Origin of the sequence: Prevotella sp. HMSC073D09 (assembly GCF_001814145.1) — a bacterium.
In the GTDB taxonomy this organism is placed as follows: domain Bacteria; phylum Bacteroidota; class Bacteroidia; order Bacteroidales; family Bacteroidaceae; genus Prevotella; species Prevotella conceptionensis.
In genome coordinates this window covers 1-14,580 of sequence record NZ_KV815092.1, presented here as the reverse complement: position 1 = coordinate 14,580, position 14,580 = coordinate 1, and the positions used below count along the sequence as shown (strand labels likewise).

The following is a 14,580-nucleotide window of genomic DNA, read 5'->3' as shown; positions in this document are numbered from 1 at the left end:
TCTATGGCTTTCCAAATCCAATTCTGTTTGACTACAAAACTTACCAAAATTCTTTTGCATAACTCGCATTTTGGGTGTTTGAAAGTTGGGACTTTGTTTTTGGATTGAAGTGTATAAGCAACAGCAAGGCTACTTAATGCGGTGTTAATTCGTGTCTTTATATTTTACAAAACACCCTCTATCTGGCTCTCCATTCTAGAGAAAATAGTGGTTGAAAAGTAGGAAAATACCCACTATTCTCAGTCTTACGCACCCTTCTACTTGTCTGTTTTTAAGAAAATAACCTGCATTTTGCACCGTTTTGCCTTTCTAGTTGCTTGCCATCGGGTAATTTTTTCAACCCCAATTACCTACTTTTAGCCCCTAAAATCCCCCTTTTTTAAGTGCTTTTTGCCCACTTTACCCCATGTTTTTAATGGTTTAAAGGGGTTTTACCCACCTCTTTGCAGTGAATTTTTATGCGTTTCGTCTCGCATTTTGCAGCAAAATGCACTGCATTTTGCACCATTTTACCTTGCGTTTAGCACCAAAACGCACTGCATTTAGCATCAAAACGCACTGCGTTTAGCGGCATATTGCATTGTATTTAGCACCAAAACGCACTTCATTTTGCTGCAAATGGCCCAAAACCTGGTGCAAGTTGCGGTTTTATGCAATGCGCATTCATTTTGCCTGCATTTACATGCAACCCCTTTTTGCATCAAAACGAACCTTCGCGAGAATCGAATTTTTGCGGTCGGATGGGCGGTTGGTGGATTACGAAGGCACTCTTAGTGTTAAAAATCTTGCTGAAAAGGTTACATTGACTGATGGGCGGATAAGGTAATAAGTGGATTCGGTGTGTATTTTGGCGGATTACCATGCATGGTGTACAAAACAACTGTTCAGCTTTATTTATGTTTATTCCATCTATACGAGAACCACAGCAACTTTCTTTTCTTATTCTCAGCTTAATCGCTCAAAATGTCGGCTGAAGCGTTTTTCTGCAATAAATATTCCTTTATGGGTGAAAAATATGTATCGCTAAAAGGCGTTAAGATAACACAATGTGTAAAAAAATAGATGTAATATTTTGTGGTGTATGATAATCATCTTATATTTGCAAAAAGAAAAAAGTAGATTGTTGTTCAATGTCAATTTGTAGCGTAAACTTAAAATGTTTTTATGTCGCGATATTAATAATTGACAAACGCTATCCATGTTATATGATTGGATATTAAATGCCGAATTTCAGGGATATATACTACTCGAGTAGAGGGAGACTCCGCATGCAATGAGAATCCCCAAACCTATTATATTAAACTTTTAAAAAACAAGAAAATGAAGAAGTTGAAAATGACTAAGCCTGACGTTGTCAGCGAGAAGAACCTGCTTGCAGGTGCACAGAATTTTGTAAAAAATAATGCAGAGGAACGTCCAGAAGAATGGGGATGTCTCTTTGGTGATGGTTATGTACTTGTTTACAAGTAACTTGAACAATGTTTTTGTGGCTATTGGTAAAGATGTAGAATCTAATAGTTGTTGATTGGACACTATTTTTTATTAAAGCCATAATTATCAATTAATTAAATAGTCTATAGTGAGGTTTATCCTCACTATAGATGTAAATTAACCAAGAAAAATGGAATTCTGATGTTGGATAAGGCTTTAAAATGGATATATGATAATAGGGATTTTTTCAATCCTTTGTTAGATGATACGGACTTGAATATAAAAAAGATGTTCGCTGAACTCCAATTAGCTTTGCTTTTAGGGCAGCGTCATCATAAGTTTCTTGCTACCAGTACTGTTGATATCCTAAATAAATTGTTTGGGTTTTCTAAAACAATCATCGAAAACCCTGCATATTATGAGCATCTTTTGTTAGATCTCAGATTTTATAGAGTGTCAGCAGCACCTATTATATATTATCTTACTTACAATAATAACTCTATCCTTGAAGAGTTAGTGAAGAATTCTCATGAAAAAGCATATAATATAACTCCAGAATTACTTCCTTATAGACTTCTTGATATAGAATTCACTATAAGTCAGACCAAAAGATATACAGGCACAAACATAAGAGATAAAATGGAGCAGAGCGTGTTTAAGACTATCCTAGCGTCTAGCTATGATGTTTTAAACTGGGGAGTTAGTGAAGAATATGCCTTTACACATTCCATTTTCTATGCGACTGATTTCGGGAGTTACAATCTTCCTAATGAGCTTAGGGAAAAAGCAATAAGAAATCTTCCTGTTTTATCTTCGATTAAATTACTTGTCAAGGATTTTGATTTGCTAGGTGAATACATCATCAACATGTGCAACTTAAATGCGCTTAAAGACTATAGAGAGGAAGTATATTCTATTTTAATGCAGCAGCAAACAGAAGGGGGCTATATTATAGGGCCTTTTAGAAAGAACAATGATAAACTTGATGAAAAAGTAGATAATAAGGAACTTCGTAATAAGAACATTGTTAGGAACAATTATCATACAACATTGGTAGCCATTATGGCTTCTATATGTATAGAAAGGGGCAAATGTAATGAATAGTAATTTTTCAATCTTCCAAAGATGGACTTTCGATTATCTTAATGGAGACGAGGTTGATGGGATGTGCGCCATCATCATCTTTAACACTTATCGCTTGTTGCAACAGAATGGTATAAGTGTTAAAAACCTCGCTTGGTTTGACCCAGATACAATTCGGAGGCTTTCAACTATTGACGAAACTGAATGCAATGACGAACTTACCTCTTTGCATTTCAAACTTTTCAAGGTATTCAGTGGATCACTAATCACATTAATAAACAATGATGATGTTGTTCAGAGGTGCAATTTGATCCAAAGCGAATTTGATGGTAAAAAGGTTTCGGAAGTCAGGAAGAAATTTTTTACCCTTTTCGATAGTTTGAATAATTACATTGACCTACTCATGGGATGTCTGTTGGAAGCTTATCGTAACTATGACCTATTAACAGGAAATGCTCTTTTTAGGTCAATTGTAAGTATGGGTACGGCAGGCAATGACGCAATGACGTCAGCCTATTCGTTTCTTTGTATGCAACAAAATCCCGAAGGCTATTTTGGATTCTATATGAAGCACCATTTTGACGTTTCTGAGCTGCGTGTCGTGCTTGGTATTAGTTTTGATTGCATAGCTGCAATTTTGACGTACAATAACTCTAAGAATAAGTAAACATGATTAATGGGAGCTTTATCATACATGCGTTAAAGGTAATCACAGCAATTTTAGTAGCGGGTGGTCTACCTGTGCTTTCAAAATATTGTGATTTGAAATATGCCTTTTTTCTAGCAACTCTCGTTGGTGTGTTTTCTGTGCTTGTCCTGAATTATATTATTTGCAGAAAGCGGATGAACAGCCCTTTTCCTGAACAATATTTTGGCAATATTGAAGAGTGTTCCCTGCCAGAACCGATTAAGAAATACCTTTCAACTGAAAATATACCAGTAAAGATTTTATATTATAACAACAACGACGTTAATTCTCATTTAATTCAAAGAGGCTATTGTAGCTACATCATTCTTACTTCTGCGGTAATGGGACAACTTACAAAACACGAGATGACCGCATTAATTTTTCATGAGATAGGCCATATCAAGGGTAACCATTTAAAATATCATTATTTTTACTGCAGTTCCTGGGATGCTGCATTTATTGTTTTTGTCGGCGTTCTTTTATACTTATATATAGGACAGTCTCTCTCTCTCCTACAAATGTTGATATTGAGCTTTATCAGCCTTGTGTTATTAGGTTTTTGTTTTCGTGTGTTACTATGTTGTCTTCTACGCCATCAGGAGTATGATGCAGATAAGTTTGCTGTAATTCATTTCGAAAGAGAATATTTAGTCAGTGCACTTCATAAAACCAACAAAACCCTCACTAAAAGCATTTTCTCTAAGCACCCGGATGTATTTCAACGAATAAACAAAATATCCAATTATGCACAAGATTAAAGCTCTTCGACAAGACCTTTCCTTTCTATATCGGAGTTTCAAATTGCCAATTCTTGGCAACAGGAAATACTTCATTATAGGAGTATTCTTGGTGCTTTGTTCTGGATTATCTCAAGCTTCTCTCCCATATCTAATTGGGCGGCTTGTCGATGTGCTTTCAGGTAAGGATATAGGCGTAAGTATTCTGTTTTGTTGCTGTATACTCTTTACGGCATTCTTTTTGAATACATTATTTAATATGATTAAGAGCTATTGTTTTTTGGTGTTTGCAGAAAAAACGACTGTGGAGATTATTCAGTTGCTGTTTTCAAAGATTATACGTTATCCTATATCTTTTTTTGATAAAGCTCAAGTGGGAAGTCTGTCAAGTCGGTTGAATAATGATATTCAATCGTTGAAACGTTTATTTTCAGATCAAGTAGGCCAGTTAATCTTTCATCCGCTGATTATCATCTTTTGCCTATGTGATTTGTTTATTGTTAATTTTAAACTTACTTTACTGCTCCTACTTACGTTTCCACTTATTTTGAAAATATCGCTAATTTTAGGTGATAAAATCAAAGAGCTATCAAGAGAGGCTTACAACAACTATGCGGAGGCTAATCATATACTTGCTGAGGATTTTATGCTTATTCGGGTCATTAAGAGTTTTTGTAGTGAAGAGCGTGAAGAAAATAAATATAATGGTGTCATGTACGAGATCAGGAGGAAATCTGTTGCGGCTTCATTTACAGGAACGCTGCTCCAGTTTGCAATATCCTGTCTTTTACTTGTAGGGCTATTTTTGATAATGCTTTATGCTATATATTTGATTCAACAATCAAAAATGACTGCAGGTAAACTTTTCGAGTTTATCATGTGCACAATATTTATTGTCAACGCAATTTCTGGTATATCTTCAATTTTTGCATCTATTATGCATACGCTTGGTGTCGTTGTGACTTTTCGTAACTTGCTTGATGTTAAGGAGGAGAATGAGTTGGGCAGGTTTTTACCCGATGGTCTCCATAAATTATTATTTGATAATGTTTGTTTTGCCTATGAATCAAGGCCAGAAATTGTTCTTAATGAGGTGAACTTGGCAATCCATGTAGGTGAACGTGTTGGTATTATAGGCGAAAGTGGAGGTGGTAAATCCACATTGGTTCAGTTACTTCTTAGATTCTATCAGCCTATATCAGGGACAATACTCCTTGATGGCGTTGATGTCACCAAGTTCTCCTTGAAAGATTACCGTAAACTCTTCGGTGTCGTGTCTCAGAGCATTGAATTATTTTCTGGTAGTATAAAAGATAATATCATGTACCCTGATACTGACAAAGTTGATGAAGAGATTATTGCTGCAGCTCGTTGTGCGTGTGCCCATGATTTTATAGAAAAGCTTCCAGATGGATATGATACTGTAATAGGTGAGAATGGAATAAGTCTTTCGGGAGGTCAGCGACAGCGCATAGCAATAGCCAGAGCCCTTATTCGAAGGCCAAAAATAATCATACTTGACGAAGCAACGAGTGCTTTAGATCAAGAAACTGAACAATGTATCAATAGTTTCTTATCGGAAATATCAAGAGATACTACGCTTATTGTACTTTCCCATCGTATGTCTATCATCAGGCAGATGGATAAAGTCTACGAAATTAAGAATAAAATAATTAAAGAAGTGAGAACATGAAAAGGTTACAAGTGTTAATTACGCTATGGTTATGCATAGCGACAGCAATATCAGCTCAAGAAATTACCGGCAACGTCGTGGATGAAGAGCACCATGCTATCGAGTATGCCAATGTGATGCTCTTGCGAGCCAGCGATAGTACATTCATATCTGGTGCTGTTTCTGGCAAAAATGGTGAGTTCCGCCTTGCTGAGCCGGCAGAGGAGAGTGTTATTCGTGTGAGTGTTGTTGGCTATATCCCCAAGACGTTGCCTTCTGCCCCGTCTTTGGGCGAAGTAATCCTCCAACAAGACGTGAAGATGCTTGGTACGGTTATGGTTAAGGGCAATCGTTCTCCCTATGCTATGGGCAAGGAGGGCCTTATAACCCATGTGGCTGAGACGCCTCTTGGTTTGGCTGGTACTGTTGTGGATGTACTTAGGTATGTTCCTGGCATGGTGTTGACCAGTGAAGGCATTAACGTCTTCGGCAAGGGCAGTCCCCTAGTGTATGTCAATGGGCGTCAGGTGAGGAACCTGAATGAACTGAGCCGTATCGACTCTCGCCAATTAAAGGACGTTGAGGTTATTCAGGACCCTGGCCCGGAATACCCTTCTGACGTGAGGGCGATAGTTAAGATCAGGCTTCTGAAACCTAAGGGCGAAGGAATGGGAATAGGTTTCGTGGGTACTTATGCCCGTTCGGAGAACACGGATTGTTCTAGCCTGGTAGACCTTTCTTTTAATAGTAAGGGACTTTATGCCTTCGGCCAATATAAATGGACGCACGATGAAGTGCTACAAAAAGGCGATTTAGAGCAGACGATATACGCTGAACCTTTGTGGCAGCAGAAAAATGAGTTAAAGAATCGCGTTCAGAACAACAACCACGACTTGACAGTTGGTTTGGACTACACGATATCAAAGGCACATTCTTTGGGATTTAAGTACATTGTGGGTTTTAATGCCTGCCACCATTCAGACATGCTTACGGGTACTCGCGTAACTGCCAACGGTCTGCCATACGATGAACTGTCTACCCATGCTTGGACGGGGTACGACAATCGACCTACGCACCAGTTGAATGCCTATTATAATGGTATGTTCGGCAAGGCATTGGTAAACTTGAATGTCGACTACCTTTTCAATCACGACAAAAACACGCAGCACAGTGATGAAACGAGTGCCGCCTATGATTCTAGGAAATTGACATCCATAAGTGATGTACGTAACAATTTGGTTGCTGCCAAACTGATTTTAGGTCATCAGTTGTTTAAGGGTATGTTTAAGGGTGGTGTGGAAGTTATTGCCAACAACCGCCATGATGATTACACAATCGACCGCACAGACATCCTGTCGAATTCGGCCAGTCGGCTCAAAGAAACTCAAATCAGCCCATTCCTTGAATATCAGTATGGATTGCCTTTCGGCATGTTGAATGCAGGTATTCGTTTTGAGCACGTGTCGTTCAAGTATTATGAGGATGGGCTTTACATGCCTCTTCAAAGTCGCAACTTCAACAACATGTTTCCAAGTCTTTCACTGATGGCCAAACTAGGTAAGGTGCGCCTTAACATTGGCTATTCTGTTAAGACCAAGCGTCCCACTTATCGTCAGTTGTCGAACAATGTCATATACATCAACCGTTTCTCTATGCAGTCGGGAAATCCCAGTCTGAGTAGTGAACATGTTCATGACGTTACGGCCGCGGCCGAATGGAAATATGTTCAGGCGATGGTAAGCTGGCAAGATGAGCGTGATGCGATTATCTACTGGGCAGAGCAGATGCCGGGAAACACATCTATTACAAAAGTGAAGTATAAGAATCTGAACAGCATTAAAAGTTTGACGATTATGCTGGCAGCGGCTCCTTCTTTGGGATTTTGGAACCCACGCCTGGCCGTTGGGGTTCGCAAACAGTGGCTTGCGTTGAATACCATGATGGGTACTTTCAACATGGACAAGCCTGTGTTGAATGTGCAGTGGGCCAACATTTTGAAACTTCCTGGGAAGGTGATGGCCAACGTTGATGTGAACTATCAATCTAAGGGCCACTATCAGAATATGTATTTCACGCGTAATGTGTTTGGTTTGGACGTGGGCTTAACCAAGTCTTTCTTAAAGGAAAGCATAGTCTTGAAAATAGAAGGCAAAGACCTTTTTCATCTACAAAAGTCGGGCACCCTCGTATACAGCAATCAAATGCAATTGTTGCAGGAAAACACTTTCGATACGCGTATGGTGAAGGTGACGCTTTCATATCATTTTAATGCTTCTCGGTCCAGATACAAGGGTACTGGGGCAGGAAATTCTGAAAAGAAGAGATTGTAATCAAATGGGACAAGTGTGCTTTATAAGTTGAGGTGCAGAAACTGCGGTTAGTTTTTAAGGAAGAGATATGTAAAAACACCGCAGGTTTGCCGTGCGTGTAGCCGCCAAGAGCGATACCGACAATGCAAAATGAGGATGTGTAAAAAATAAATGCATCCTCATTTTGTTGTTTGTTTTATTTTTCTTACATTTGTAGCCGTAGAGACATCTGTCTCATAAACATAAACAATACACGAAAACACATTGAGCCATGAAAGCAATTATATTTGTTGCGATTTTGCTTTGTTGCGCTTGTCAGCCCTTATCTGCACAAGACGCCAATTTCCACGCAGGCCTGCGGCTTGGCGGAGGCATCAGTTCTAATTCCAACGTCGACCGGATATTGGTGAGCGAGGACTATTATTCCAACTATTCTTTACGGAAACGCGTGCTGTTTGTGCCATGCGCCGAGCTGTTCTTTCTGTATAAGCCGCAGGGAAACCTGTGGGGCGTGGAGGCAGGCATCGTTTATTATAACCGCACGGCACGTGTTAGGTACGATGATAGGGACGAGCTGAACTATACGCTCTCCGCGCGTTACCACCATCTGGGCGTGGCAGCCTACTTCAACCTCTATCCTTTCAAGGAGCGAAACACGTGGCATGTGTCGCTGGGCGGACGCCTTGGAGCGAACCTTTCGCCCGAAAACCTAAGCTATAAGGGAAACCAAGAGGATGCAAAGTTTAAGAAGTGGAAGTACCCAAGCGTGGAGGAGACGGAACGGGTGATGCGAAGTAAGCTAAAAGGACGCCCCGACGCTGCACTTGGCGGAGGCGTGGGCTACGACTTCCATTCGGGCATCTGCATCGACTTGCGCTTTCATTACAGTTTGGGGAGTACCATCAAGACCGAGACCAACACCTTTAACTGGGTGGAATGCGCCAACCACAACTGGCAGGCAGAGCTTACGGTTGCGTATGTGATCGACATTAAGTGAGGCCTGCGCTGAACCGCTGTATCGTAAAAAGATAAACCGTTGTTGCATATTTACTCGCTTGTTTCTCTCGCGCGTACGCGCGCGTTCCTTATAATATTACTATCTATCTTTGCATACACATGAATAACCCTAGCTCCAATAACCAACGCAATATGCGGCGTGCCGTCGCCCTTTTGGCCATTGTGCTTGCCCTGTTGTTGTGTTTCAGACTCTGCAAACGCAAAACAACAGAAGACCCCATACCCCCACCAACGCACCAGGAAACAGTCCCGACAAAAGCCGCACCGCAACATGCCTCTGGGAGAACTTGTCCCAAGGGAAGTGGCTTACGTACAAGGCGAGATGCTGGGAGAAAGGGCATAAAGAGACGTACTAACACAGAGCCAACAACCCCAAAGAAGGAGGAAAAGTACGCCACAGCAGAAGACGAGGGTGTAAAGGATGCGCCACAAACGAGGGTTGGACCAACCGAACAACCTGTGGAACAGCAAACGCAACAACAACCCGACCAACCAACGGAGCCAAAGACGGAGCAACAGACCAAACCAGCCGCAGAGGAGAACACCCCTGCGGAGAAGACCCGACAACCTAAATCGGCACGCGATCCGAGGAAACGGATAACCATGCGATACAAGGGGTATAATCAATCGCGCATCGGCATCAGGGCAGGTGCGGGCTATGCCGTCATCAACAATCTCGGTGCAATGGTTGAAGAGGGTAACATCCGTCCGCGTTACACGTTGGAAGCGTGTGGGGCCACAGTACCCACGATAGGCGTTTTTGCGTTATTGCGCCGTAACCGATTGGGAATGGAGCTTGCAACGGATTACACTTGGCTTGCATCGACGCTGAAAGAGCATAAGCTGGCAGGCAACGTGAACGAGGAGACGAACTTCCGCTATCATGTCCTCATGCCGCAGCTTGCCGCGCGGCTCTATCTTCTTGGAAACCTTTACATGGGTGTGGGCGTTGGGCTAGCCATTCCACTTAATCCTGGTGGTATCGACTTCACGAGCGACCGTCCTGCGATGTTCGCCTCGGCCGACGAGCTGACGCAGGCACACCTGAGAGAAACGCTTCGGGCAAGGGTGCAGGCCATGCCCCTCATCAAAGTGGGCTACTCGTCGTTCAAGAATGGCATTGAGGCCTATCTGCAATATGCTTATGGGCTAACCGACCTCATACAAACCAAAGACAACCCCTACGGCTATGCCACAGCAAGGAACAACAGTCACCTGTTCCTGCTGACAGTGGGCTATACCATACCTCTCAATAAAAACAAACAACCATGATACAGTTCAGATACGGCCATGTGGCAACGTTCGTTCCACTATTGTGCACGCTGCTCCTTACGACAAGTAGGGTGCAGGCACAGATACAAAAGCATACACCGCAGCATGCTCCCGGCGGTGTAATGGGCTATGTAAAGTGGGGCTTTGGAAATGACAATGCGCCCATGCAGCTTGCCGCCAATAGCGGAATGACCTTCGTTGGCGTGGGTAAGGCGAGGCAGGGCGGCGAGCAACTGCTTTGGCATGTGGGCGCGCAGGGCGGACAGACACAGCTGGTGCAGACCACAGCGCGCACGGCCGACCTGGCCCGTGGCACTTTCATGAACTATGCGGGGCGCGACACGCTGCCGCCTCTGCGACTGTACACCTACGTCAGTTCTGCCGCCAATGGCATACGTGGCACGCTGGCCGTGGGCGGAACCACTAAGGAACGATTGCCCATAAGGGCGATGAAAGAGGGTATGGCGGAGTATGCGGTGTATCCTCGTGCACTTTCGGCCACAGAACGCATGCGTGTTGAAAGTGCAATGGCCTTGCGTCATGGCATTACGCTGAACCATTCGTACTTCAACTCTAAGGGCATGGTCGTACGAAACTACTACCGCCTTAAAGCCTACAACCACCGTGTGGCTGGCATTATCGGCGACAGTACGTCGTGCCTGTACCAGGCGACAGGCCAAAGTGCTGAGGGCGAAGCGGCTGTTCGCGTGACGGCCAAGGCCATCGGCGAGGGCGCGAGCTACCTTTGGGGCGACAATGCCAAACGGCTTGCTTTCGCGGCAGATAGGGGAAACGGCAAATGGATGCGGCGGCGATGGGCGGCAACCACTACGGGGACACCTGTGGCGGGCATGACTTTGACCCTCGACACGCGGAGCATCAGGCAACTGGAACCGCTCGGCGAGGGCGAAAGTTATTATCTGGCCGTAGACAATAGCGGAACGGGTAAGTTTCCCGTCGGGCAACTTAGATATTATAAGGCACACATGGGGCAGGCGGACAGCGTTACGTTCATGGGCATAAGTGCCGGCGTGGGCGAAAGTGTCTTCACATTTCGCGCGGCCAAGGACTTCTTCTCTACCATCGACGTGGAACAGCCACGTTGCTCCACTGGCGCGAAGGGTGCTCTGCGCGTACTGCTCACGGGCGGCACACCCCCATATCGCCTAACGGCAAGTGTCGACGGCAAGGCTGTATGCGTACATGCTACGGCGGACAGCATCGTAACCGTTCCCTCGCTAACGCAAGGCAAGTATGTCATCGTGGCATACGATAGTAGCGGTAAATCGCTATGCAGCGAGGTAACGTTGCACAATGCCGACCTGGCTGACGTTCCCGACTTGGAGGACGTTAGCTTTGCCCAGGGGGCTGAACGCGACTATCACTTGGAAACGAAAGGCAACTACGCCTGTCGTTGGAAGACTCCTGCTGGGAAGTATCTAGAAGGTAGACGTGTAACGCTTGAAGAAGATGGGGAATATCTTGTTGAACTAACCAATGACGATGGTTGCTCTACGCTGCGCACGCTGAACGTAACCACTGCAACGAGCGATGGTTTCGCACGCTACGAGGTGTCGCCCAACCCTACTCGTGACGGCAACATAGATGTACGCGTTGAATTGACGGAGACCGCTCCGCTCGCGCTATTCCTCCATGCGCCCGATGGGGCGCTGTTGCAAACCGAGGTTCGCGAACCTGACAGCTACCATGCCACCCGCCTATACCTGCCTATCGTGGGCGTATACATATTAGAGATGCGGAGCGGAGAGGCTAAGCGAAGTGTCAAGATTATAAGAAGATAGCCCATACACGGAACGACTAAACCTGAAATGCACATGAAAAGATTGATACACATCACGTTGGCAACGGCCATAGCTCTACTGTCGCTCGCATCTTGTAACGATGGTAGGCGTACTTCACGCGGCATGGACGCACAAGGAGAAGTAAAACGGCAGGTTACACATCATGCCGAACAAAAGGCCGACAAAGGTTCGGTAGTATGGAATGCCAAGAATGGCATTGGCGGCACGCTTGTTACGCGTAAGGTGCAGGGTAGGGCAACCAACAAGGACCTATCGCGCTTGCGCAGTTTCCGACGTCGTACAGTGAGCAAACTCTTCGCACGCGATACGGCCGACTCGCTGCATCTGGGGCGTGCCCAGCTGCATGTTCCGAGTGGTAGTATGGAACGGGCCAGGTTGTTGAGCGTAACGCCACTGGGTAAGGGCGAACTGCCCCACCTGCCAGCAGGCATGGTGAATGTTACGGGCGATAGGGATGTGCCCGTTTCCGCATCGTTGAAAGGTGGTGTGGCAGGCTACCGCCTGTTGCCTCACGGCGAGCATTTCGTGCATGCGCCTGCAACCATCACCGTGCCCTATGATAGCGCGCTCATCCCGAAGGGCTACACGGCGGAGGACATACACACCTATTATTATGACGAGCTGCAAGGCAAGTGGACGATGCTTCGCCATAAGGCCTTGGATAGGGAAAGGGAAGTGGTGATGGCCGAGACCTCGCACTTCACCGACGTGATAAACGGCATCATCAAGGTGCCTGAGAGTCCCGAAACGCAGAACTATGTGCCAACGGGTATTGCCGAACTGAAAGCCGCCGACCCCGCAGCGGGCATAACCACGGTGAATGCGCCCACGCCCAACCAAAGTGGAACGGCATCGCTGGGCTACACCTTCGAGTTGCCCAAAGGGCGCGGCAGCATGCAACCCTCCGTGGGTTTGCAGTATGGCAGCGATGGTGGGTCGTCGTACGTGGGTTATGGTTGGAGCCTGCCCGTGCAAAGTGTGGACATTGAGACGCGCTGGGGTGTGCCACGTTTCGACATCGAGCATGAGAGTGAGAGCTACCTGCTGATGGGAACGAAACTGGGCGACCGCACTTATCGTACAGCCGAACTGCCAGGCCGGGCAAAGGATAAGCGTTTTAAACCGCTGGTTGAGGGCGGCTTTGCGCGCATCATCCGCAGGGGCGACTTGCCCACGGACTACACGTGGGAAGTAACTTCCAAAGATGGCACCACATCCTACTTTGGCGGCATTGGTGGTAAGATAGTAGACAACGCCGTAATCAAGGATGCCGCAGGGAACATCGTGCGTTGGGCACTTTATCGAACGGTGGACACCCACGGCAACTTCGTTTCGTATACATACGAACACTGTGACAACACTCTCTATCCCAAGTCCTATCGCTATACGGGACACGACGACGAAGCGGGAGCTTACGCCGTGAACTTCGAATACGCCCCCACGGCGCGCAAGGATGCCATGAGCAGCGGCCGCCTGGGTGTGTTGCAACGCGACGACCGCCTGCTGCAACGCGTAAACATTACGTTCAACAACGAGTCCGTACGCAGCTATGCGCTGCATCACCGCGAAGGCCCATTTGCCAAGACGCTGCTAGATAGTATCGTGCAACTCGACGCTAAGGGGGCAAGGGTGGCCGCACAAGGGTTTGAATACTATGATGATGTTAAGGGCGGAATGTTTGGAAAGGCGGAGTCGTGGACATCGGAGGCAGACAGTAAGCACGAACATTTACCCCCATTGCAAAAAGCCATAAACGGATTCAGCAACGAGTTGAGCATGCTTGGTGGAGGATACTCCAAAGGAAGGACCTTGGGTGGTGGCCTGCTCGTCGGATTTGGCGTAAGTGTTGCCACCGTGAATGTCGGAGCGTCATACATACATTCGAAGAATGAGAACTTTGGAAAGGTAGCACTAATAGACATTGACGGAGACGGGTTACCTGATAAGTTATTCCAAGCGCGGGATGGGCTTCGCTATAGGAAAAACCTCTCTGGTGAAACAGGAAATCCCATATTTGCGAAAAGTCGCATGATCAAGGGAATAGGGGAGTTTTCCAGAGGAACAAGTTCAAGCAAGACACTCAATGCCGATGCTGCCGTTGAGCTGCCTTTCGTTTCCCCTGGCGTCAGCTACAGCCGAACTTGGGATAAGACGGAGACGAAGATCTACCTGTCCGACTTCAACAACGACGGACTGGTGGACATCGCCAACAATGGCATGGTATGGTTTAACAGGATCGGCACAGACGGCCTTCCTACGTTCATACCCTCGACGAAAGAAACGCCCAATCCCATTGTCGGGCGAAGTGCAGAGATAGATTCCACTTTCATTCCCGACTATAAAGCCATCAGGGACTCCTTGGAAAAGGAGAACCCCCTGCACGACGTAGTGCGCGTATGGCGTGCACCGTTTTCAGGAACAATCCGCATTGCCAGTGTGGTGAACAAGTCCACAACTTATGGCGACGGCATTACATACAGCATCCAAAAGGAGGAAAACGTATTGAAAAGGGATTCCATTCTCAGCACAGGGACGAGAACGGACAGCC

General features: G+C 45.6%; 10 protein-coding genes. All 10 read left to right on the top strand.

The window, feature by feature from the left end; all coding sequences use genetic code 11:
• Nucleotides 1–1,320: 1,320 nt before the first annotated feature.
• A complete protein-coding gene (locus HMPREF2955_RS16230; RefSeq protein ID WP_168166875.1) occupies nucleotides 1,321–1,470 on the top strand; it encodes a hypothetical protein in 150 nt (49 codons plus the stop codon).
• A 162-nt stretch (nucleotides 1,471–1,632) separates the two neighbouring features.
• Entirely contained in the window at nucleotides 1,633–2,535 is a 903-nt protein-coding gene (locus tag HMPREF2955_RS07755; RefSeq protein ID WP_070722407.1) for a DUF6895 family protein, read from the top strand.
• On the top strand, nucleotides 2,528–3,181 hold the full coding sequence (locus HMPREF2955_RS07750; RefSeq protein WP_070722405.1) for a hypothetical protein: 654 nt from the start codon (nucleotides 2,528–2,530) through the stop codon (nucleotides 3,179–3,181). Before HMPREF2955_RS07755 ends, HMPREF2955_RS07750 begins: the two co-directional genes overlap by 8 nt.
• A gap of 2 nt (nucleotides 3,182–3,183) precedes the next feature.
• On the top strand, nucleotides 3,184–3,960 hold the full coding sequence (locus tag HMPREF2955_RS07745) for a M48 family metalloprotease (RefSeq protein WP_070722404.1): 777 nt from the start codon (nucleotides 3,184–3,186) through the stop codon (nucleotides 3,958–3,960).
• Nucleotides 3,947–5,632 (top strand): ABC transporter ATP-binding protein, encoded by a 1,686-nt coding sequence (locus HMPREF2955_RS07740; protein ID WP_070722402.1) that lies wholly within the window; start codon nucleotides 3,947–3,949, stop codon nucleotides 5,630–5,632. The genes HMPREF2955_RS07745 and HMPREF2955_RS07740 overlap by 14 nt, the downstream gene beginning before the upstream one ends.
• A complete protein-coding gene (locus tag HMPREF2955_RS07735; protein ID WP_070722400.1) occupies nucleotides 5,629–7,941 on the top strand; it encodes a TonB-dependent receptor in 2,313 nt (770 codons plus the stop codon). The genes HMPREF2955_RS07740 and HMPREF2955_RS07735 overlap by 4 nt, the downstream gene beginning before the upstream one ends.
• A gap of 250 nt (nucleotides 7,942–8,191) precedes the next feature.
• Nucleotides 8,192–8,917, top strand: coding sequence for a porin family protein (locus HMPREF2955_RS07730; RefSeq protein ID WP_070722398.1), 726 nt, complete (start codon nucleotides 8,192–8,194; stop codon nucleotides 8,915–8,917).
• 119 nt (nucleotides 8,918–9,036) lie between these two features.
• On the top strand, nucleotides 9,037–10,209 hold the full coding sequence (locus HMPREF2955_RS07725; protein WP_070722397.1) for a hypothetical protein: 1,173 nt from the start codon (nucleotides 9,037–9,039) through the stop codon (nucleotides 10,207–10,209).
• Complete coding sequence (locus HMPREF2955_RS07720; RefSeq protein WP_139145512.1) at nucleotides 10,206–12,011, top strand: DUF8202 domain-containing protein; 1,806 nt, start codon at nucleotides 10,206–10,208, stop codon at nucleotides 12,009–12,011. Before HMPREF2955_RS07725 ends, HMPREF2955_RS07720 begins: the two co-directional genes overlap by 4 nt.
• Nucleotides 12,012–12,044: 33 nt before the next feature.
• On the top strand, nucleotides 12,045–14,580 hold a 2,536-nt coding region (locus HMPREF2955_RS07715), incomplete at its 3' end, for a SpvB/TcaC N-terminal domain-containing protein (RefSeq protein ID WP_305775577.1).